At 56.4% G+C, this 20,278-nt stretch carries 21 protein-coding genes; 5 read left to right on the plus strand and 16 right to left on the minus strand.

Annotation, left to right across the window (positions count from 1 at the left end):
* Nucleotides 1-5: 5 nt before the first annotated feature.
* From RTX96_RS17820 to RTX96_RS17840, 5 genes are all read right to left on the minus strand, one after another.
* Nucleotides 6-668: a LysE family translocator gene (locus tag RTX96_RS17820; RefSeq protein ID WP_312269753.1), complete on the minus strand. Its 663-nt coding sequence runs from the start codon at nt 666-668 to the stop codon at nt 6-8.
* 48 nt (nt 669-716) lie between these two features.
* Entirely contained in the window at nt 717-1,463 is a 747-nt protein-coding gene (locus RTX96_RS17825; RefSeq protein ID WP_312671702.1) for an AraC family transcriptional regulator, read from the minus strand.
* On the minus strand, nt 1,460-2,419 hold the full coding sequence (yjiA, locus tag RTX96_RS17830) for a GTPase (RefSeq protein WP_312671703.1): 960 nt from the start codon (nt 2,417-2,419) through the stop codon (nt 1,460-1,462). Before yjiA ends, RTX96_RS17825 begins: the two co-directional genes overlap by 4 nt.
* Before the next feature lie 8 nt (nt 2,420-2,427).
* Nucleotides 2,428-2,622 (minus strand): YbdD/YjiX family protein, encoded by a 195-nt coding sequence (locus RTX96_RS17835; RefSeq protein WP_042388298.1) that lies wholly within the window; start codon nt 2,620-2,622, stop codon nt 2,428-2,430.
* Nucleotides 2,623-2,719: 97 nt separating this feature from the next.
* Nucleotides 2,720-4,870, minus strand: a complete 2,151-nt coding sequence (locus RTX96_RS17840; RefSeq protein ID WP_312671704.1) for a carbon starvation CstA family protein — start codon at nt 4,868-4,870, stop codon at nt 2,720-2,722.
* 312 nt (nt 4,871-5,182) lie between these two features.
* Between RTX96_RS17840 and tsr the strand changes: the two genes are divergently transcribed.
* The gene (gene tsr / locus RTX96_RS17845; RefSeq protein ID WP_103818522.1) at nt 5,183-6,850 is read left to right on the plus strand and encodes a methyl-accepting chemotaxis protein; all 1,668 of its coding nucleotides are present in this window, start codon (nt 5,183-5,185) and stop codon (nt 6,848-6,850) included.
* Between the two features lie 68 nt (nt 6,851-6,918).
* On the opposite strand, the gene opgB is transcribed toward tsr, so the two are convergent.
* From opgB to RTX96_RS17890, 9 genes are all read right to left on the minus strand, one after another.
* On the minus strand, nt 6,919-9,210 hold the full coding sequence (opgB, locus tag RTX96_RS17850) for a phosphatidylglycerol--membrane-oligosaccharide glycerophosphotransferase (protein ID WP_312671705.1): 2,292 nt from the start codon (nt 9,208-9,210) through the stop codon (nt 6,919-6,921).
* Nucleotides 9,211-9,412: 202 nt separating this feature from the next.
* The gene (locus tag RTX96_RS17855) at nt 9,413-9,913 is read right to left on the minus strand and encodes a DUF2501 domain-containing protein (RefSeq protein ID WP_103818520.1); all 501 of its coding nucleotides are present in this window, start codon (nt 9,911-9,913) and stop codon (nt 9,413-9,415) included.
* Nucleotides 9,914-9,985: 72 nt separating this feature from the next.
* Nucleotides 9,986-10,723 carry a DNA replication protein DnaC gene (gene dnaC / locus RTX96_RS17860; protein ID WP_312671706.1) on the minus strand — a complete coding sequence of 246 codons (738 nt, stop codon included), beginning with the start codon at nt 10,721-10,723 and terminating at the stop codon, nt 9,986-9,988.
* Nucleotides 10,720-11,259 carry a primosomal protein DnaT gene (gene dnaT, locus RTX96_RS17865; RefSeq protein ID WP_103818518.1) on the minus strand — a complete coding sequence of 180 codons (540 nt, stop codon included), beginning with the start codon at nt 11,257-11,259 and terminating at the stop codon, nt 10,720-10,722. The genes dnaC and dnaT overlap by 4 nt, the downstream gene beginning before the upstream one ends.
* Nucleotides 11,260-11,381: 122 nt before the next feature.
* Nucleotides 11,382-11,810, minus strand: a complete 429-nt coding sequence (locus tag RTX96_RS17870; protein WP_103818517.1) for an organic hydroperoxide resistance protein — start codon at nt 11,808-11,810, stop codon at nt 11,382-11,384.
* A gap of 122 nt (nt 11,811-11,932) precedes the next feature.
* A complete protein-coding gene (locus RTX96_RS17875) occupies nt 11,933-12,388 on the minus strand; it encodes a MarR family winged helix-turn-helix transcriptional regulator (protein WP_103818516.1) in 456 nt (151 codons plus the stop codon).
* 64 nt (nt 12,389-12,452) lie between these two features.
* A complete protein-coding gene (locus RTX96_RS17880) occupies nt 12,453-13,094 on the minus strand; it encodes a TetR family transcriptional regulator (RefSeq protein WP_312671707.1) in 642 nt (213 codons plus the stop codon).
* A gap of 65 nt (nt 13,095-13,159) precedes the next feature.
* Nucleotides 13,160-13,633, minus strand: coding sequence for a threonine/serine exporter (locus RTX96_RS17885; protein ID WP_103818515.1), 474 nt, complete (start codon nt 13,631-13,633; stop codon nt 13,160-13,162).
* The gene (locus RTX96_RS17890; RefSeq protein ID WP_103818514.1) at nt 13,624-14,400 is read right to left on the minus strand and encodes a threonine/serine exporter ThrE family protein; all 777 of its coding nucleotides are present in this window, start codon (nt 14,398-14,400) and stop codon (nt 13,624-13,626) included. The genes RTX96_RS17885 and RTX96_RS17890 overlap by 10 nt, the downstream gene beginning before the upstream one ends.
* A 470-nt stretch (nt 14,401-14,870) precedes the next feature.
* On the opposite strand from RTX96_RS17890, the gene RTX96_RS17895 reads away from it, so the two are divergent.
* The 3 genes from RTX96_RS17895 (at nt 14,871) to RTX96_RS17905 (ending at nt 17,739) form a co-directional block, all read left to right on the plus strand.
* Nucleotides 14,871-15,608: a helix-turn-helix domain-containing protein gene (locus RTX96_RS17895; RefSeq protein ID WP_103818513.1), complete on the plus strand. Its 738-nt coding sequence runs from the start codon at nt 14,871-14,873 to the stop codon at nt 15,606-15,608.
* On the plus strand, nt 15,554-16,240 hold the full coding sequence (gene bglJ, locus RTX96_RS17900; protein WP_312671708.1) for a DNA-binding transcriptional activator BglJ: 687 nt from the start codon (nt 15,554-15,556) through the stop codon (nt 16,238-16,240). The genes RTX96_RS17895 and bglJ overlap by 55 nt, the downstream gene beginning before the upstream one ends.
* A gap of 155 nt (nt 16,241-16,395) precedes the next feature.
* Nucleotides 16,396-17,739 (plus strand): PTS sugar transporter subunit IIC, encoded by a 1,344-nt coding sequence (locus RTX96_RS17905; protein WP_103818511.1) that lies wholly within the window; start codon nt 16,396-16,398, stop codon nt 17,737-17,739.
* 3 nt (nt 17,740-17,742) lie between these two features.
* On the opposite strand, the gene fhuF is transcribed toward RTX96_RS17905, so the two are convergent.
* Both fhuF and RTX96_RS17915 read right to left on the minus strand, forming a co-directional pair.
* Nucleotides 17,743-18,531 (minus strand): siderophore-iron reductase FhuF, encoded by a 789-nt coding sequence (gene fhuF, locus RTX96_RS17910; RefSeq protein ID WP_312269766.1) that lies wholly within the window; start codon nt 18,529-18,531, stop codon nt 17,743-17,745.
* A gap of 101 nt (nt 18,532-18,632) precedes the next feature.
* On the minus strand, nt 18,633-19,697 hold the full coding sequence (locus RTX96_RS17915; protein WP_312671709.1) for a GGDEF domain-containing protein: 1,065 nt from the start codon (nt 19,695-19,697) through the stop codon (nt 18,633-18,635).
* A gap of 253 nt (nt 19,698-19,950) precedes the next feature.
* Between RTX96_RS17915 and RTX96_RS17920 the strand changes: the two genes are divergently transcribed.
* Nucleotides 19,951-20,187: a DUF1435 domain-containing protein gene (locus RTX96_RS17920; protein ID WP_141092907.1), complete on the plus strand. Its 237-nt coding sequence runs from the start codon at nt 19,951-19,953 to the stop codon at nt 20,185-20,187.
* Nucleotides 20,188-20,278: the final 91 nt, after the last annotated feature.

Consider the following 20,278-nt stretch of genomic DNA (forward strand, 5'->3'; position numbering starts at 1 on the left):
GGAATTTACGCTTGCCGGGCCCAGGGTTCGGCAAAAAACCACGTGGCTAAAATCCATAATCCAAACCCCATCAGCACCGCACCGGCGATACGCTCGATAACGACCACCGCCGCCGAGAGGCGTTTTTGCACCGGCGGCAAACCAATCAGCATCACCACCAGCAGATCCCACATCAGCACCACGCTCACCATCCAGATGCCGCTTACCGACTGCTGGAGCAGCGTAACGTTGGACCCCAGCAGCGAGGCCATCAGCGCCAGGTAGAAGAGGGCGTTTTTCGGGTTGAGTAGCGCCGAAGCCAGCCCCATCAGCAGCTGCTTCACCAGCGACGGGCGGCCAGCATCGACTCCCTGCAGCGCCAGGTTGCCCGGCCTGCTGCGAATCAGATGGCTGCCGATCCACAGCAGATACGCTGCCCCGGCCACTTCGATCAGGGAAAACAGCAGGGGCGAGCGCCGTAGCTCGCTCCATCCGATAATCGCCAGCACGATATAGACCGCGTTGCCCGCGGCGATACCGACGCACAGCCCGATGCTGCCGCGCAGGCGGTAGCGGATAGCGTAGCCCGTTAGCAGAAAGAAGTCCGGGCCGGGGCTGAGCAGGGCGACAAAGTGCGACAGCGCCAGCATGGCAAACGCGGCGGGAAACAGGGTATGTAACAGATCCATAGCGGCCTCAGAGAGTAAACCTGAGGCCATCCTACGGCGTATGGGGCATTAATTATTGTCAGATATTGATCGGCCCGTGGCGTACTGGCGCGGGGTAGCTGCGGTATAGCTGACAAAGGTCTTATGGAAGTGGCTCTGATCGGCAAAGCCGCTCTGGTAGCCAACATCGGCAATAGCCGCCCCGGCACGCAGGTGCGTTTTGGCAAACTCAATTCGGGCGCTATTGAGAAAGGTGATGGGCGTCAGGCCAATATCCTGCTTAAAGGTGCGGATCAGCGTCTCTTTGCATAGGGAAAACCGGTGGGCCAGCGCATCCAGTGAGGGCGGAATCATCAGGTTTTCAAGCAGCGTTTCCTGCAGCTGCAGGCTGGTAGGGCGCAGCGTTGCAGGCTGAACGGGCTCTGTGGGAAGCGCGGCGAGCAGCGTCTCGATTGCCTGAGAAGAGAGGTTCTCAATGGCTTGTATATAGTGACGGAACAGGGATCCGCTCCGCACGATCTGCGGCGCGGGCTGAAAATCCGTTTCGATGTAGAGCATATGGTAACTGCGAGGCTGTCCGTCCACTGGATTGCAGCTGTGCGGGGCATGCGCGGGGATGATGATCAGATCTCCCGGCGAGAGCAGCCAGGTTTCACCGTTGCAGACGCAGCGGGTTTGCCCTTCCACAATGGCACCGATCGACAGCTGAGTGTGGCTGTGCGTCTTATATGCCTGGCGGCTCTGCCAGGTGGAGCGTAGCTCCACCCCCGGCAGCAGCGGCGAGCGCCAGAAGGTTTGCGGAATATCCCGGGTCACTGGGTTTTCAACTCAGCAAATGCCGCCCGGATCTCCTCCTCCGGCAGCTGGACGCCGATAAACACCAGCGTGCTGTGCGGCGGCTCGTCATCCCACGGACGATCCCAGTCGGCGCTGTAGAGGCGCTGTACGCCCTGAAACAGCAGGCGGTTGGGTTCGCCGTCGATCCACAGCATCCCCTTGTAGCGCAGCAGCCTGTCGGCAAAGCTGAGCAGCAGATTCTCCATCACCCGGGAGACCGCGCTAATCTCTACCGGGTAGTCCAGCTCTACCACAATAGACGAAATAGCGTTCTGCTTGTCCGCCATAAAGTGGAAGCGCGGCGTCGCCGGCACCACGTTCTCCTCCAGCATAAAGCCGTTGGTATTAAACAGCAGTGCCAGATCGATGTCGCCGTGGGTGACGGTGTAGATCGGTGCCCGGGCGTTGATGCGCTGGAGCCGCTCGCGCAGGGCCTCGGCGCTGCCTGCCACGTCGGTTTTGGTCAGCAGAATACGGTCGGCGTAGCCCACCTGCGACTGGGCAAGGGTGAACTGATTCATCTGCCCGTCGGCATGCACCGCATCTACCAGGGCAATGACGCCGTCCAGCAGGTAGCGCTGGCAGAGGATCTCATGGGAGAAGAAGGTCTGGATAATCGGGCCGGGATCGGCCATGCCGGTGCACTCGATCACCAGCCGGTCAAAGGCGATATCGCCCCGGTCGAGGCCGTCGAGCAGATCCAGCAGGGCGCTCTCCAGCTCGTTGGAGCGGGAGCAGCAGATGCAGCCGTTGGTCAGGGTTTTGATCTGCGTGGCGCGATCGCCAATCAGCTGGTCATCTACGGAGACTTCGCCAAACTCGTTCTCAATGACCGCTATTTTATAGCCGTGCTGCTCGTTGAGGATGTGGCGCAGCAGGGTGGTTTTGCCTGCGCCAAGAAAACCGGTCAGAAGCGTTACTGCAATGGGTGTCATAGTGTCTCCTAACAGCAGCTGCTTCCGCCGCTGCCATAGCGTGCTTCCTGTCGCTCGCGGAAGAACTCGTTATAGGTCATGTAGGGCTTGTCCGGATGATTGGTCTTCATATGCTCGACGTAGTTATCATAGTCAGGAATTCCAATCAGCATTTTCGCGGCCTGGCCGAGATACTTTTTTGCTTCGCCTAAGTTACCAAACATAATGCCATCCAGAAATTACAAAAGCCCGGCAAGATTGCCGGGCCGAAAAACGTAGGCCGGATAAGCGCAGCGCCACCCGGCGTTCCGTTACGTTCGATTAATGGTGTGAAGAGGTCTTCACGCCACCTTGCGGCACCGGCACGTACGGCGTCTCTTTATCCGTACGGATCGTGCTGTTGCGGGTCTTCATCCAGGTTTTGAAACCGTAGAAGATGATGCTGTACACCACCACCAGGAAGAGGATGCTCAGACCGGCGTTGGTGTAGTTGTTCACCACGATGTGGTTCATGTTTGCCACTTCCTGCGCGGTCAGCTCGCCACCGGCGGCAATACGTGCTTTGTACTGGTTCGCCATATAGAAGAAGCCTTCCATCTGCGGGTTGTCGCTGAACAGCTTCAGCCCCAGCGCCCAGGTGGTGCAGATCAGCAGCCAGACCGCCGGAACCACGGTGACCCAGATGTATTTGGTGCGTTGCATCTTAATCAGCACCACGGTACCCAGCACCAGCGCCACGGCGGCCAGCATCTGGTTGGAGATGCCGAACAGCGGCCACAGGCTCTTCACGCCGCCCAGCGGATCGACCACGCCCTGATAGAGCAGGTAGCCCCAGAGGCCGACGCAGCCTGCGGTACCGACAATGCCCGCTACCAGAGAGTCGGTTTTCTTCAGGAACGGCACAAAGTTACCCAGCAGATCCTGCAGCATAAAGCGGCCGGAGCGGGTCCCGGCATCCAGCGCGGTCAGGATAAACAGCGCTTCGAACAGAATGCCGAAGTGGTACCAGAAGCCCATGTCCGCCCACGGCAGAATTTTGTGGAACACGTGGGCAATACCGACTGCCAGCGTTGGCGCCCCGCCGGCGCGGTTCAGCACGGACGGCTCGCCGATATCCTTCGCGGTTTGCAGGATCTGATCGGGAGTGATGACAAAGCCCCAGGAGCTGACCGTAGCGGCCGCATGGGCAGTGACGTCTTGCAGCTGCGCCATGATCGCCGGGGCGTTCGCGCCGCCCAGCTCATGCAGATTCGGCATCACGATACCCAGACCGGCAGGCGGGGTGTTCATGGCGAAGTAGAGGCCCGGCTCGATAATCGAGGCCGCCACCAGCGCCATAATCGCCACGAAAGACTCCATCAGCATCGCGCCGTAGCCGATAAAGCGGGCGTCGGTTTCACAGGCCAGCAGCTTCGGTGTGGTACCGGAGGCGATCAGCGCATGGAAGCCAGAGACGGCCCCGCAGGCGATGGTGATAAACAGGAACGGGAAGAGCGCGCCTTTCCACAGCGGACCGGTACCGTCAATGTACTGGGTCAGGGCCGGCATCTTCAGCTCTGGGTTGAGGATCACGATGCCAATCGCCAGGCCGACAATAACGCCGATCTTCAGGAAGGTCGCCAGGTAGTCACGCGGGGCGAGGATCAGCCACACCGGCAGCAGGGCGGAGACAAACGCATAGCCAATCAGCGTAAAGGTGATGGTGGTGTCTTTAAAGGTCAGCGCCGGGCCCCAGTACGGGTCGGCCGCAATCACGCCGCCGAAGTAGATGGACGCCACCAGCAGCACGATACCAATCACCGACACTTCGCCCACGCGGCCCGGGCGCAGAAATCGCATGTAGATCCCCATAAACAGCGCGATCGGCACGGTGGAGCAGACGGTGAAGACGCCCCACGGGCTTTCTGCCAGCGCCTTAACGACGATCAGCGCCAGTACGGCGAGGATGATGATCATGATCAGGAAGCAGCCGAAGAGGGCGATAGTACCCGGCACCGGACCCATCTCCTCTTTGATCATCTCCCCGAGAGAAGCACCGTTACGGCGGGAGGAGATAAACAGCACCATAAAGTCCTGCACCGCACCGGCCAGCACCACGCCTGCCAGCAGCCAGAGCGTACCGGGCAGGTAGCCCATCTGCGCGGCCAGCACCGGGCCGACCAGCGGGCCTGCCCCGGCGATAGCGGCAAAGTGGTGGCCAAACAGCACGTTACGGTTGGTCGGGACGTAGTTCAGGCCGTCATTGTTAATGACCGCCGGGGTGGCGCGGGTCGGGTCGAGCTTCATGACCTTCTGCGCGATGTAGAGGCTGTAGTAGCGGTAAGCAACGAGGTAAACAGAGACCGACGCGACGACGATCCACAGGGCGCTTACGTTTTCACCCCGCCGTAAGGCGACAACCGCCAGACAGAAAGCACCGATGATCCCGAGGATCATCCAGGGTATGTGCTTGAGTAGCTTTTTATTATCCATATCAGACCTGGCTATATGAAAAAGATTACAGGAGTAGGAGGCGTTAAATTGATAAATTTTCCCTGAGGATCATGGCAAACGGCGGGTAGAAAACGGGCAATAAGTGGCCGAGCGGTTGAATGTGAGGGGTAAGCGGTCGCTGGAGAGCGATAAGCGGTTTTAACGGGGCGTGAACGGGAAAAAGAGTGTGATGCGGATCACTGGCTCAACGCTCAACCAGCAGGCCTGACCACGGCGTGACGCACAACTATTCGGTAAAGTTTTCCTGTTCCAGGCCGAAAATCTGTTATCCCTCTAAAGGAATGAGAAAACATGTTAAACCGTATCAAAATTGTGACCAGTTTACTTCTAGTCCTTGCACTATTTGGCCTGTTACAAATCACCTCCGGCGGACTGTTCTTCAGTGCGCTGAAACACGACAAAGATAACTTCACCGTTCTGCAAACCATCCGTGAGCAGCAGTCTACGCTCAACGGCAGCTGGGTTGCCCTGCTGCAGACCCGTAACACGCTTAACCGTGCCGGGATCCGCTACATGATGGATCAGAACAACATCGGCAGCGGCACCACCGTCGCCGAGCTGATGCAGACTGCCAGCGCCTCCCTGAAGCAGGCGGAGCTGCACTGGAATGAGTATCAGACGCTGCCGCACGATCCGCGTCAGAACGAAGCCTTAACCCAGGAGATCAAGCGCCAGTACGATATCTATCACGGTGCGCTGGCTGAGCTTATCCAGCTGCTGGGCGCAGGCAAAATCAACGAATTCTTCGATCAGCCGACCCAGGGCTATCAGGATGGATTCGAGAAGCAGTACGTTGAGTTCCTGCAGCAGAATGACAAGCTGTACGATCTCGCCGTTGCAGACAACAACAGCTCCTACAGCATGGCTATCTGGATCATTATTGGCGTCCTGCTGGCAGTGCTGGCGGTGATCGTTGCCGTCTGGTTCGGCATCAAAAACGTGCTGATCTCCCCGCTTAACCGTCTGGTGGAGAGCATCCGCCATATCGCCGGTGGCGATCTGGTGCAGAAGATTGACGTGCACGGCGCTAACGAAATGGGTCAGCTGGCGGAAAGCCTGCGCCACATGCAGGGCGAGCTGATGCGTACCGTAGGTACCGTACGTACCGGTGCGAACGAGATCTACAGTGGCGCAAGCGAAATCGCGATGGGCAACAACGATCTCTCCTCCCGTACCGAGCAGCAGGCTGCCTCTCTGGAAGAGACCGCTGCGAGCATGGAAGAGCTGACTGCGACCGTGAAGCAGAACGCCGAAAACGCCCGCCAGGCGAGCCATCTGGCGCTCAGCGCCTCTGAGACCGCGCAGAAAGGCGGTAAAGTGGTGGATAACGTGGTGCAGACCATGCGCGACATCGCCGGTAGCTCGCAGAAAATCGCTGACATCATCAGCGTGATCGACGGCATCGCGTTCCAGACCAACATCCTGGCGCTGAACGCCGCGGTAGAAGCAGCGCGTGCCGGTGAACAGGGCCGTGGTTTTGCGGTGGTCGCAGGGGAAGTGCGTAACCTGGCCCAGCGCAGCGCCCAGGCCGCTCGCGAAATCAAGAGCCTGATCGAAGACTCCGTAGGCCGCGTAGAGCTTGGCTCAACGCTGGTAGAGAGCGCCGGTGAGACGATGGACGAGATCGTCAATGCGGTTACCCGCGTAACAGACATCATGGGCGAAATCGCCTCTGCTTCCGACGAGCAGAGCCGCGGTATCGACCAGGTGGGTCTGGCGGTTGCCGAGATGGATCGCGTCACCCAGCAGAACGCCTCGCTGGTGCAGGAGTCTGCCGCAGCGGCAGCCGCGCTGGAAGAGCAGGCGAGCCGTCTGACCCAGGCGGTAGCGGTGTTCCGCATTATGCAGGATCAGCGTAAAGAGGCCCGCGACCAGGCTATCATCGCCAAAGCCTCAGCGCCGCTGGCAACCCGTAAACCAGCCGTCGCCGACGCGGGTGATAACTGGGAAACCTTCTAAGTTGTAATAACGCCGGGTGGCGCTGCGCTTACCCGGCCTACGTTACGATCCTACCCAACCGGGGGCCTCTAGCCCTCGGTTTTTACCACCTTAATCTCCACCATCCCAATCCCTAACTTGCGCGGCGAGTGGCCGAGGATATTCCCTTCGTTCGTTGACTGCGGATCCGGCGGCACAATGGTCAGCGTATTGCTGCGGGACGGATTATGGAACCGCAGCGTAGTGGTAGAGATCTCGTTGCCTAAAGTTAGTGTCTGCTCACTATCACCTACCCGCACCGGGATCGGCTTATTGGCGTTCGGGCCATAGGCTTTAGCAGTAATCACCAGATCGAAACTCTCCGGCAGCGGCGCGTTGTACTCAATCTTCACTTCATCACCGAGCTGCGCGTTGGACCAGCGGCCCCAGCTCTCCGGGCGTGAGATGCCGCTGAACTGCTTCACCTCTTCCGGGGCGCCCGCCACGTTGAAGATAAAGCTGTCCGCCTTGTAGCGAACATCGTTATCCACCACTTTGAGCATATCCACGTTGCGCTGATAGCGCGCGGTGTCGATGACCGTATCTTTAAACGCGGTTTTGCCTTGCCACTGCGCGCTGTCGACGTGCTGCACCCTTTGCTGACCGCCCAGCTGGCCCTGGGATACGCACCAGTCGGTAGAGAGCGCCAGCTGTTGGGCCCACATCTGCGCCATCTTGTAGCAGCGATCTACCCAGACAAAATTATCCCGTGGCGCAAAGTCGGCGAGCTGGAAGCGCAGCGGCGCGGAGTACTCGCTCTCCGGCAGCGGCTCTATGCGCTGGTCCGAGACCCGGATCAGCAGCGGCAGGCGGAAACGACTGCCGGAGAAGGCGATCATCTCCTTGTCGCGCTCGACGGTAAACGCCTTCATCTCTTTCGGGAAGTTCCACAGGCGAATGATATCCGGCTTCCACGCCAGCACCTTCTCCTTCATGTTCAGGAACGACTGGGAGAGCGACTGACCGGAGAGGCTGCTGCGTCCGAGGCCGAGGAAGTTATCCCCGCCGAGAATATCCAGCACCGTGGCGCCGTTATCCATCGTGTTGCGTTTCAGCCCGATGACGTCCTGGGCAGGCTGGTCGCCACGTAGAACAAAGAAGAGGTTGTTACGATCCTGCTTGCTAAGGTACTTCCAGGCGGTGTTATTCATCGCCAGATGATCGGAGGAGACCACAATCACCGTATCTTTAAACCACGGTGAGGCTTTGATCTTGTTGATCAGCGCGGCGATATGCTGCTGGCTGCAGGTGACCGCGCTAAAGGACTGGTTCGCTTTCCCGTCGATGGTGTAGCTTTTCCGTTCACAGCTGCGCGAGACAAAGCCGTCCGGGTGATGGGTATCCACAGTCAGAGCAAAGAGCGAGAAGCGCTTGCCGCTCTGAGAGAGCTGCTGATACTGCTGCCATACCTCGTCCAGCACGGTGTCGTCGTAGAAGCCCCAGTCGTTGCGGTAGGTCGGATCGGCGACGCGGCCTTTCAGCTCCTCGGCACCAATAAGGTGGTCAAAGCCGTGGGATTTTAAAAACACATCTTTCCCGGCAAAGCGCAGGTTTGCCCCCTGCACGAAGTGGTTCTCATACCCGGAGTTCTTCAGGATATCGCCGAGGCAGAGGTTGTGCGGGAAGAAGCTCGACATCGAGGCCGAGGCGTTACCCTCGAAGGGCGCAAACAGCGGAATGCCGCACTGGGAGGCGACCATCCCGGCAATGGTGTAGTCGGTGCCCGGCAGCTGCGCGGTGTGGGTAAAATCCAGCCCCTCATTTTTCAGGGCGCCCAGCTCCGGCGTCAGGCCAGGAAAGGCATCGTTATCAAAGTAGGTGCGCTCCAGGCTCTCGCCATAGATATAGACCAGGTTAAGGGCCGGCTGCGGAATGCTTTTTGCGGGCTCTTTATACCAGACCGCGAAGTCCGGATCCCCCGCCCGAGACTGGGACTTAACCAGCTCGGTGATCTGCCGGAAAGCCGGGCTGGCATCCACCGAACCCAGGGCCAGCAGCAGTGCCAGCAGGCTATAGCCGACGTGCAGCGGATGATGGCGACGACGGCGCAGGATCCAGCCGAGAGCAAAAAAGAGCGCCAGCAGGCCAACAACCAGTGCCGCGCCCGGCAGAATATACTTGCTCACGCCGGCGCCGGTCAGGCTATTGGTGATGGTATAGAGCACCGCGTCGTTAATGCCATCGCCGGTAAAGTAGTCGCTGGCGTAGAGGGCAATATTAAGCACCACAAACAGGCCCAGCACGGCAAGGATAGCGGTAAACCACCAGGTATTGCGGCCTGCCTTCAGAGAGTAGATAGCTATCGAGGCAATAAACAGGACAAGAGAGAGAAATTCAGACAACGGTCGATCCTCAATAGCAGCAGCCGGAATGGTGCAGGGAAAACACTGTAATGGCGAATTCACATAGCTGCAATTCTAGCGTCACACTCACTACATTCTATTAAGAAAAGGTTTAGAGAGGGGGGTTTTATGAGCGATGTCTCATTTCGAAGGGGAGACGCGCCTGCCTTGCAGGGTGAGCAGACGCGCTAAGGTGTCATAATCAGGAGAGGAAGTTCATGCCCTGCTTCAGCACCAGGTCGCAGGCTTTGGTTTTCACCTTCTCCGCCAGCGGCGTGCTGCCGATATTGTTCAGGTTAAGCTGCTCGCCATCTTTGGTATTCAGCATCCCCTGAAGACCTTCGAGGAAGTTGGTGTCTTCCTTCTGCTCCGGCGCGCTCAGGCCCAGCTTCTCCAGCACCTGACTTTTGATATTCTCCGCGCTGGTTACCGAAGCCAGCTTGTTTTTGGCACAGTATCCCATGATGCCCGCGGCATTATTCATGGTATCGGCGCTCAGCGCCTGGTTACCGCCGTTCAGCAGGCCGCCAAGGGCGGAGAGCGAGGTGCCACTCTGCTGGTTTGAGGTGGTGGAACCTGCGTTCTGGCTCAGCTGGGTCGCTGCGCTATTCAGTTGCTCCTGCCAGGTAGCGGCGTGAGAGAGGGAAGAGAGCAGGGCGCTGGCGATCGCGACGCTGCACAGTAAACGTTTAGCTGATTTCATATGGTATAACCCGTCAGGATAAGTCGCGTCAGTATATAACGGGACACCCGGCAGGCTGCGCCAGGAAAGCTCTTAATACTCTTTGCCGGTGACACGGCTACGGTAGCTATCCCAGTCGAAGATAATGTACAGACTATCGCCCAACTTCATACGATCCATCACGCGTTCGCCGAGCAGTCGCGTCATTTGCTCAATGTTGTGGTTCGTCAGCATACCCGTCGGACGCTTGGAGGAGGAGCGGCGATCGACAATCTGATTAATGATCACTTTTTCATAGCGCGATTCGGTTTGAACGCCAATTTCGTCGATAACTAACAGATCTACATTGCTAAGATCGTTCAGGAGCTGTTCTTCGGTCGTTTCACGGTTAGTGAAAGTATTCTTCATGGCGGACATAATGTCGGCCACGGTGATAATCAGCACCGACTTCCCGCGCAGCAACAGCTCGTTGCAGATAGCCGCCGCAAGATGGTTTTTGCCGGTACCGGGCTTACCGGAGAAGATAAAGCTGGCGATGTTGCCGTCAAACTCCTCAACGTACTGACGCGCCTGGCTCAGGGCGTTCATCTGCCCTTCGTTTTCGACCTTATAGTTTTCAAAAGAGCAGTTCTGATGCAGAGGACGGATGCCAGAGCGGTTAAAGGTGCGCTGCATCTTCATCGCCCGGTTTTCCCGGGCAATCGCTGCCGAGCGGATCTCACCCTGCTCTTTTTGCCAGGCCAGCAGCTCTTCGCCGGTGGTAAACGCCGGTTTCACATGGGCAGGCATCATCTTTTGCAAACGCTTCATCATTTCGCCGACATCTTTCATTTAGCACCTCGAAATCCTTGGGGAATCTCTGTATCCGGCTGTGAAAAGACATTGATATCACGCTCGCGCTTAACCGCGCCGCGGCCAATCTGCACGCTGCGGGCCAGCTTCTGCTGCCACTGCATATGGTGGAACACCTTACCCTCGGCCTGCCAGTAGGTGACAAACGAGGCCAGCTCCTCGTGGGTAACGGGCTGGCTCAGGCCGATCCCCCACAGGGCGGCAAGGCGCTGAAAATCGGCGTCCGGCTGCCAGCCTGCGTACATGGGGAATTTCCCCATCGGCACGCTGGGTGGTGCGTCGGGCGGCTCGCTAAAGAACTGCTGATCGAGCGCAATATCGCTGGCCGGGCGCTGCAATCGGGCTTCCAGTTCCAGCAGCTGTGCCAGGCGCGCGGGCGTCAGGGCATAAAACGCCGGAGCGTTATCAGCAAAAACGGCCACCGTCCCCTCACGGGACTGGGTCAGGACGCGGGCGTGATCGTGCATAAACGCGTCGATACCGATGACATTGGTGGAGAGGATTCTGGAAGACATAGCGCTATCTCAAGCTAAAAACAGAGCGGAAAGATCCGCGGGTGATATGTGCTCATAGTAGCACAGAGAGGGGGCGCTTTTATAGGCCGGGCAAGCGCTGGGCCGCCCGGCCTTGCTAACTATCAGGCGATGATATTCAGCGTCACGTCGATGTTGTTGCGGGTGGCGTTGGAGTAAGGGCAGACGATATGCGCTGCATCGACCAGCTTCTGCGCTTCAGCCGCGTCCATACCCGGCAGGTGGATATTCAGCTTAGCTTCGATACCAAAACCGGTCGGCAACGGCCCGATACCCACTTCGCCTTCAACAAAGGCCTCTTTTGGCATCGCGATTTTGTCGCGGGAGGAGACAAACTTCATCGCACCGAGGAAGCAGGCGGAGTAGCCAGCCGCAAACAGCTGCTCCGGGTTAGTGACGTTACCGCCCATGCCGCCCATCTCTTTCGGCACGCCCAGCTGCACGTCCAGCACGCCATCAGAAGAGGTGGCGCGGCCGTCACGGCCACCGGTTGCTTTGGCTTTTGCGGTGTAAACGACTTTTTCTAAAGACATGGCAGGTTCCTTACTTTCGCTGTTATCGATATATTCACTATAAAATAGTGCGCTATTTATATGTTACGCATAAGGCCGTCAGGGACGGCGCTATACCTTATAAAATCTATGCTTTGTAAAATCTATGCTTTGTGGAGCTGGTGGCGCAGCGTCTCCAGCTCGTGCTGAAGAGCGGCCAGTGAATCGGTATCGCACGCCGCGGCGCAGCGTACCGATTCCGGAATAGTGAGCGCCTTCTCATGCAGCGCCCGTCCCGATTCGGTCAGGGTGACGGCCACCTGGCGTTCGTCCTGGCGCGAGCGCTGGCGAACAATCAGCCCGGCGCTCTCCAGACGCTTCAGCAGCGGCGTCAGGGTGGCAGAGTCGAGAAACAGCTGCTCGCCAATCTCTGACACGGTGATATCGTCCCGCTCCCACAGTACCAGCATCACCAGGTATTGCGGGTAGGTGAGGCCTAACGGAGCCAGCAGCTGCCGGTAGAGTTTGTTCAGCGCCAGGTTTGCGGAGTAGAGCGCAAAGCAGAGCTGGTTATTCAGGGCCAGCGGCGCATCCGCCGGAGCCGTCGATTTCGTCTTCATGAGATGAATATAGATAGTGCACGATTTAATTGCAAGTTATATTTTTGTGACGCGCGTCGATCCCTTAGGGACACACATAGCGCAATACCACCTGCACCGCCATTGCACGGTAGTGTGCCTGCTGGGCCTGACTATCCGCGTCCTCTTCAAACAGCAGGGTAAAGGTGTAGCTGTTGGCCACATAGTGGAAGCTGAAGCTGCTCATCAATCGGTGAACGTCGCGCGCGTTAACGCTGCGGCTGAAGAGCTGCTTTTGCTGGCCGCGCTGTAGAATATCCTCCAGCAGGGTCAGCGCGCTGCGGTTAACCTTGCGCAGATACGCCGACTGCTGCATATAGCGCCCGCGCTGCATGTTCTCCATACAGATAATGCGAATAAAATCGGGATGCGCAGCGTGATAGTCGAAGGTGCTCTCCACCAGTTCCACCATCGCCTCTACCGGCGGCAGGCGCGTCAGGTTGAGCCGCGTTTCGCTGGCGCGGATCTGGGTATACACGTACTCAAGTACCTGCAGATAGAGGTTCTCTTTGGTTTTAAAGTGATAAACCACCATCCGTTTAGTGGTGCCCGCCTTCTCGGCGATCTGCTCCATTCGGGCACCGTTCAGGCCATACTCGGCAAACAGTTCAATGGCACTGGTGAAAATTTTGTCCTTCAGGCTGGACTCGTCCAGTTTCTCCGGTAAATACACGCCGTCGTGCTTCACATCCGCCTCTTTTTGGCCGCAACAGGAACAGGGATTATTACCACGGCGCAGGCAGAACACAAACTTCAAACGCGGGGGCGCTTACGGTAGATCCATAATCCTGGCACCGACAGGCCGATGGAGAGCGCTGCAACAATTGACGTCGCTTTCAGGAAGTTAGTCAGCAGCAGGATCATCATCGCTTCGCTATAGCCAAAATGGCCTATCTTGACCGCAGAGATCATCGCCGTGTAGGCCGAGATGCCTGGAAACATCGGGATCACCGCTGCGACGGTAAAGACCTTAGGGTGGGCAAGATACCAGCGTGACCAGCGGATGCCAATGCAGCCAACCAGCATGGCGGCAACGAAAGTGGACCATTCGGCGTTGATGCCGCTGGTCATCATCACCATCCGCGCACCGTGGCCGATGGCGCCCAACAGCGCGCACCAGGGCAGGGCGCGCTGCGGCACGTTAAAGACCATAGCAAAGCCAACGGCGGGAATGGCCGCCAGGATCATGTCCTGCGCCAGCGCCAGCAGAAAATCGATCATACCCATCCGCGTAGCCCCCATAGCGTCATGGCCATCACTACCCCGATACAGGTAGCCAGCGTCAGCAGGCTTGCGATGGCCCAGCGCGCCAGTCCGGTATTAATATGGCCTTTAAACATGTCGGCGACGGCGTTAATCAGCGGAAAGCCGGGAACCAGCAGCAGGACGCTGGCCGCCATCGCGACCGTTGGCGTTCGGGCAAAGGCGGGCAGGGTGAGCAGCAGTCCTGAAACGGTAGTGGCGACAAAGGCCGTCAGGCAGAAGTTGATTTGCGGATGCAGATGCCGCTGGGCCAGCGTCAGGCGCACGTACATCGCCACGCTGCTGGCGCAGAAGGTGATGACCGCACCATCCCAGCCGCCGTTGTTCAGTTTGCAGAAACAGGCGCAGGAGAGACCAACAACCAGCGTCACCAGCCAGCGCGGGTAGCGCAGCGGCTTAATCTGGTTAAAGCGCCTTTCTACGTCTCTCTCATCCAGCAAATTATGTTCGGTCATGATGACGATGTGTTGCACCTGGGTGACCACATGCATGTTGATCCCCCGGTCGCTGTTTTTGCGCGTGGAGGTCAGACATTGTCCGTCCTGAATGGTGGTGAGCACAATGGCGTTCGCGGCGATGGCGCTTTCAACGCTGTCCATTCCCAGCGCCAGGCCGAGCCGGGTAGAGAGCTCCTCCACCAGCGCGCTCTCTGCGCCGTGCTGTAATAAGAGAAGACCGCACTGAATGCACAGTCGCGTTACGGCCCGCTGTTTATCCCGATCTGCTTGCATGAGTTGCCCTGGTCGCGTAGCACTATGCCAATGTGGCGAAATAGAAAACCTATTTTTAACACAATGTGCTACCCGCCCGGTGCTGTGATAGATCAATATTTAGCTAATAAATCAATTTATCGTGAGCGTCACTATTTGATCCGCGCCCATCCCTCGCTCAGCCTTTAGACATCTCTTTTATTATTCATGCTATGTATATATTTAAATTTGCTTACTCTATATTGTAATTTTTTAACGTGTCAGCCATTATTTTTTTTAACGAAGATGTGCAATATTAGCGTAGGGATAAAAGAACCCTCCTTTAAGGGGTGGATATCCTCTGTATGATAAAAGAGTAACAAATAAATTATATCCTGGGCTTAGCCTACGGAACGTATGTCATGTAAAGATTTATAGAGTTATTGATTTATTCATAAACCTTATCCAAATGAATGAATAACCCAGAGTTCACGAATGGAAGCGGAGGTGATATGTTGCCAGAAAAATACAGGTGCGCCGTAGTAATAAGCCGAGCGCCAATAATACAGCGAGGCCTTGTCGCTATTATGGAAGACTCACTTCATGAGTATGAAGTGATCTGCTGCGCAACCCAACAGGAGACGAATTTCTCTTTGCTACAGCGCGCAAGCATCGTCATTGTCGATCTGACCAACGATCTGCATAAGGCGCGCAGTGCCTGCAGGGAATACGCCGCGATGATGGTTCATCTTACTGAAACTCATTGGATTTTTATGGTTCCCCTGCAAATTTACCCGATGGCAGTCGAGCTCCTTTTACGTTCGGAGAGTACGCTGCTTTCGAGTATGGAGCCTATTGACGGTATTATTAATGCAATCCGTAGCGGTAGCCGTCGCGCGGGGAGAGTGAGCGAGGCGCTATTGTCTCCTCATGTTTACGAAACCGAGAGTGAAAACGCACTTCCAGTATCTTTAACTTATTCAGAGCGACAGGTATTACGACTTATTAGTAAAGGATGGGGTATTAATCAAATTGCAGCCATGCTCAAAAAGAGCAATAAAACGGTTAGCGCGCAAAAAAATAGCGCCATGCGACGCCTCTCTTTACGCAGTAATGCTGAATTATTTGCGTGGATTAATAGCAGTCAGGGCGCGAGTATACTGAATTTAAATAAAACGTACGGAGATGATGGAAAATGGAAAACAGCGGAACAAGAAAACACGTTGCCATTATTGAACAATGTGCCATAAGTGAGATTGGTCTAAAGCAGCTATTTTCCCAAACGGCGGACGAACGCTTTCAGTTTCATTTTTTTAAAGATTACTCTACGTTTCTCAGCGCAATGGTGTGGACGCCTTTCATTTCGCTGATCTACTCGCTATCGGGTATCAGAGCACAGCGGTTAGCATGTCTTAAAGCGCTGAACCATATGGAGAGGCACTACCCCGACAGGCAGCGCATTGTGCTGGCCGGAAATGAGATGGAGCAGCGGCTGATAAGCCGTTTTTCACCAACCACACCGCACGGTATTATCAGCAAAACAACACCGCTGGAGATGCTGCAAGAGCAGCTGTGGAAGTGGCTTAACGATAGCCAACCGCTAAATGATATCGTGCTCAACCTCTGGTACTACAGCTATGACCGGATGCTAAGCCAGGCGGAGCGCGACATTATTTACTATACCACTGAGGGCTACTCGACTACGGATATTGCCCACTACTCCAGACGCAATATCAAACTCATTCGCGCCTATAAGCTTAGTCTTATGGTGAAATTGGGTGTACGCACCGATGCAGAGCTGCTCTATGCTGCGGACATTCTTATACAGATGCAAAAAACACTGAACGATCCCACGGCACCCCAACGACGGATACCGGCCTGACTGTGAGGTAAATCCTGGTTATTCACAGTGGGATAGGCCGATTATCGATCCTCTTCACAATCATGGAAACCGGTTACAGTAACCGGTTGCACAGTACAGATCGCAGACTGATACTCATTTTGCCATTCCATCTTTCGCCTGACCGGAGAGCCAAAATGTCTGCCAACCACGCTGCGTTTAACCTGATCTTCCGTTTTGTTGAAAACTATGTCAGCCCCATCGCCGGACGCATCTCTGCCCAGCGCCATGTGATGGCAATTCGTGATGGTTTTATCTCGGCAATGCCCTTTATGATTGTCGGATCCTTCTTGCTCATTTTCGCCTATCCCCCCTTCTCACCGGATACCACCTGGGGCTTTGCTCGTGGCTGGCTCGATCTGGCAAAGCAGTATGAGGGGCGGATCCTCACGCCGTTTGACATGACGATGGGGATCATGTCGATCTACATCTGTGCCGCCATCGCCTATAACCTGGGTAAGCACTACGTCAAGTCACACCAGCTCGATCCCTTCATGTGTGCCATGCTTTCGCTGATGGCCTTTCTGCTGGTTGCCGCACCAAAAACCGAGAGCGCGCTGCCGGTGCATAGTTTGGGGGGCACCGGGATCTTTACCGCTATCCTGGTCGCTATCTACTGTGTGGAGATGATGCGCTTCTTGAAAGCGCGCAACATAGGTATCCGCCTGCCGGATCAGGTTCCGCCAATGATCAAAAATTCGTTTGATCTGCTGATCCCGGTGCTGGTAGTGGTACTGACGCTCTACCCGCTGAGCCTGTTTATTCAGTCGGAGTTCTCGGTACTGATCCCGCAGGCCATTATGGCCCTGTTTAAGCCTCTGGTGGCCGCCGCGGATTCGCTGCCTGCTATCCTGCTGGCGGTGCTGATTGGTCACCTGCTGTGGTTCGCCGGTATCCACGGGGCGGCTATCGTCTCCGGCATGCTGCAGATGTTCTGGTTAACCAACCTGGGGATGAACCAGACCGCGCTGGCCCAGGGTGCGCCGCTGCCGCACATCTTTATGGAAGCATTCTGGACGTTCTTTATCGTGGTCGGGGGTTCCGGGGCGACAATGGGGCTGGTGATCTGCTATCTGCGCAGCCGATCCGTACACCTGCGATCTATCGGTCGGCTCAGCATTGTCCCCAGCTTCTTTAACATCAACGAGCCGGTTATCTTCGGTACGCCCATCGTGATGAACCCGGTCTTTTTCATTCCCTTCCTGCTCGCGCCGCTGGTCAACTCGGTGATCGCCTGGGGTGCAATGAAGATGGATCTGATTGGCCGGGTGATTGCCGTGGTCCCCTGGACCGCACCGGCACCGATTGGGGCGGCCTGGGCTCTGGGCTGGGACTATCGGGCGGCCATCCTGGTGGTTGTGCTGGCGGCGGTCTCTGCGGTGATCTACTTCCCGTTCTTTAAGGTCTACGAGAAGCAGCTCCTGGAGCAGGAAGCACAGGAGTCACAGCGTACAGAGGGTGAGAGTCAGCAGATCGCGTAGGGGTTATTTAAGCGTACAGTCGCCGCACTGCTGGACATCCGGCAGGCGGTAGCGCTGACAGCAGGTACGACGCGTCAGCACGCCTTCACGCAGCACGACGGTGCGCCAGAGTGGGTTATCCATGCCGTTCGCCAGCGTTTTATCGAAGAAGCAGAGCTGGCGGAGGGCGCTGACTCTGGCATCACCGAGCAGCGGCTTCATCTCGTTCAGATACCAGTTGATGAGATAACCCGTGTTGCTCCAGATGAGCTTGCCGTTGATCTCACCGGTGGCCTCCAGCGCCTGGACTACTGGCAGCATCGCCGAGACGATCAGCTTCTCAATGCGTCCGCGATCGTCCAACAGCGTGGTGTAGCGATCGGCATGCACGTCGGTCCAGAAGCAGGCCGCGCGGCCTGTCTCATGGAACTCAACATGAAAATGTTCCGGGGAGACATCCAGCGCCGTGTCGTGCGCCAGCAGGGCCAGCATCAGCGGCGGAACCAGCAGGCCAAGGTACCACTGCGCCCACAGCGAAATAAGCGGTTTCCCCTCGCGCGGCAGGTGCGGCTGGTTGCGGTAGATATGATCGGAGTAGTCAGCCAGCAGCGTACGCAGCGCGGCGGGGCGCTGCCACTGGGCCAGGGTCATGGCCTGATGCGGCGGTGGCTCATCGAGGCGGATAATCTCCAGCATGTGCGGACGCTGGCTGGACATCGTTTCGCGTACAGCATCGGCAAGCGTTGGCGCAGCGCTGTGCAGCGGCGTTCGCCAGATAAGATCGGTTGCCAGCAGTTCGGAACGTTGCGCCATAGGAGATTAGACCGGAATCTAAATGATAATGATTGCCAATCCTAACCACCAGCAGGAACAAGCGCAACATTTTTGTCGCAAAATGCCCGCCTGTTTTTTGTTTACGCCATCTGCAGGTCGCCGCTGACCAGAATATGGTTGCGGCCCAGATGCTTCGCTTCGTACAGCGCTTTATCCGCTTTGCCTAACGCATCCTCAATATCTTCGTTCAGCAGGGGAGCAATACCGATGCTTACCGTGACGTTGGTTGCCACGCTCTCATTGAACATATGCGGGATCTTGAGATCGAAAACCTGCTGGCGAATGCGCTCGGCAGTGGTCCGGGCGTGCTCCAGATCGACATCGCTCAGCAAGATCATAAACTCTTCACCACCGAAGCGGGCAACGATATCCCGGGAGCGCACCGCGTCACGGATGGCCGCAGAGACGCGGATCAGCGCCTGGTCCCCCATCATATGGCCGTAGTGGTCGTTGTAAGCTTTGAAGTGATCAATATCCAGCAGCAGCACGAACTGTCTGCCGTCATCGTGCATTAGCAGGTTATCGATCTTATTTTGCAGGCCGCGGCGATTATAGAGGCCGGTCAGCGGATCGAGCATGCTTAAATCGTTCAACGTCTTGCGCTCGTCCAACAGCTTGTACATGAGATCCTGGGCAAAGCTATCATTACGACGCTGAATAACATGCTGGAAAGTGATCCCGACCACCGGCAGAGCGAAGCAGTAGAGCACCCTTAGCCAGGCGCTACCGTCGGTCAGCCAGAGGCAGGCCAGGCTTACTGGCAGCGAATGCAACATAAACGCGCTGATATTGTTAGAGAAAGCGATAGTGCCAATAAATAATACGCTTAACAACGCAGTTAAAAGATAAGCCGGATCCTCATGGCCAACAGCGGAATATTTCACGCTAACATGCCACGCCCACAGGCAGCCAAATAAGAGCGAGATGAGAGGAATATTTATTTTCTTTTCTGCTTGCCATCTATGCCACAGCAGCAGCGTGACGCTTGCCATGAAGAGCAGCGCGAGCGGCAGCGTCACGCTCTTCGCGCTGCTTAGGGGCAGCAGCCAGGAAAAGAGGGCCGAGACGGCATTGAGAAAAAAGAATAATCGCAGCGATAATTGATATTTCTTGTTACAGAGGTTATGCCAGGATTGTGCTGTCATGTGTAATGTCGTTATTAATCTGCAATATATAAAACGTTATGGTTGGCAAAATGAGAAATAACGCGTGAATAAAAGGTCGCGAAAAAGCGGTAGAAATTGTTATGTATTTTTCCGAGGCGCACAATTTATCACCTTCATGAATGTCTGTCATTAACAGATGTAGAAAGTTCACACAGTGCAGGCGCCGGATGCTGACAAATGAGAAAACATATCATATGATATTGGTTATCATTATCAGCGTGGGGATGGAAGCATGTTGCAGCGCGTGCTGGAAAGCGGGTGGGGATTCGTATTATCAGGGGTCGTTGCGCTCGGACTGGCGTGTGCCGATCTCTCTGCTGATGCGTGGCGTGCGGTTATTGTGCCCGGACTGCTGTTAACGCCCGCTATGCTCTACCACAAGCGTCTGCGCCACTTTGTGCTGCTGCCGTCGGGTATTGCTCTGATTGGCGGAATAGTGCTGGTGATAATGAGTGTGAAGATGGTGTGAAGCAGGAGAGGTGGTGCCAGGGGAGTGCAAGATAAGTGGTGCGAGGGGGGGGACTCGAACCCCCACATCCTAAGGACACTAACACCTGAAG

The organism is Pseudescherichia sp., from assembly GCF_032052675.1.
Lineage (GTDB): Bacteria > Pseudomonadota > Gammaproteobacteria > Enterobacterales > Enterobacteriaceae > Pseudescherichia.

Excerpts from the sequence above, each read along its gene's own strand:
- RTX96_RS17890 (WP_103818514.1), bottom strand. The coding sequence starts at position 14,400 with ATGCAAGCAGATCGGGATAAACAGCGGGCCGTAACGCGACTGTGCATT.
- bglJ (WP_312671708.1), top strand. The coding sequence starts at position 15,554 with ATGGAAAACAGCGGAACAAGAAAACACGTTGCCATTATTGAACAATGT.
- tsr (WP_103818522.1), top strand. The coding sequence starts at position 5,183 with ATGTTAAACCGTATCAAAATTGTGACCAGTTTACTTCTAGTCCTTGCA.
- RTX96_RS17905 (WP_103818511.1), top strand. The coding sequence starts at position 16,396 with ATGTCTGCCAACCACGCTGCGTTTAACCTGATCTTCCGTTTTGTTGAA.
- yjiA (WP_312671703.1), bottom strand. The coding sequence starts at position 2,419 with ATGACACCCATTGCAGTAACGCTTCTGACCGGTTTTCTTGGCGCAGGC.
- RTX96_RS17840 (WP_312671704.1), bottom strand. The coding sequence starts at position 4,870 with ATGGATAATAAAAAGCTACTCAAGCACATACCCTGGATGATCCTCGGG.
- dnaC (WP_312671706.1), bottom strand. The coding sequence starts at position 10,723 with ATGAAAGATGTCGGCGAAATGATGAAGCGTTTGCAAAAGATGATGCCT.
- RTX96_RS17870 (WP_103818517.1), bottom strand. The coding sequence starts at position 11,810 with ATGTCTTTAGAAAAAGTCGTTTACACCGCAAAAGCCAAAGCAACCGGT.
- fhuF (WP_312269766.1), bottom strand. The coding sequence starts at position 18,531 with ATGGCGCAACGTTCCGAACTGCTGGCAACCGATCTTATCTGGCGAACG.
- RTX96_RS17835 (WP_042388298.1), bottom strand. The coding sequence starts at position 2,622 with ATGTTTGGTAACTTAGGCGAAGCAAAAAAGTATCTCGGCCAGGCCGCG.
- RTX96_RS17895 (WP_103818513.1), top strand. The coding sequence starts at position 14,871 with ATGTTGCCAGAAAAATACAGGTGCGCCGTAGTAATAAGCCGAGCGCCA.
- RTX96_RS17920 (WP_141092907.1), top strand. The coding sequence starts at position 19,951 with ATGTTGCAGCGCGTGCTGGAAAGCGGGTGGGGATTCGTATTATCAGGG.
- RTX96_RS17915 (WP_312671709.1), bottom strand. The coding sequence starts at position 19,697 with ATGACAGCACAATCCTGGCATAACCTCTGTAACAAGAAATATCAATTA.
- RTX96_RS17855 (WP_103818520.1), bottom strand. The coding sequence starts at position 9,913 with ATGAAATCAGCTAAACGTTTACTGTGCAGCGTCGCGATCGCCAGCGCC.
- RTX96_RS17875 (WP_103818516.1), bottom strand. The coding sequence starts at position 12,388 with ATGAAGACGAAATCGACGGCTCCGGCGGATGCGCCGCTGGCCCTGAAT.
- RTX96_RS17820 (WP_312269753.1), bottom strand. The coding sequence starts at position 668 with ATGGATCTGTTACATACCCTGTTTCCCGCCGCGTTTGCCATGCTGGCG.
- dnaT (WP_103818518.1), bottom strand. The coding sequence starts at position 11,259 with ATGTCTTCCAGAATCCTCTCCACCAATGTCATCGGTATCGACGCGTTT.
- RTX96_RS17885 (WP_103818515.1), bottom strand. The coding sequence starts at position 13,633 with ATGGGTATGATCGATTTTCTGCTGGCGCTGGCGCAGGACATGATCCTG.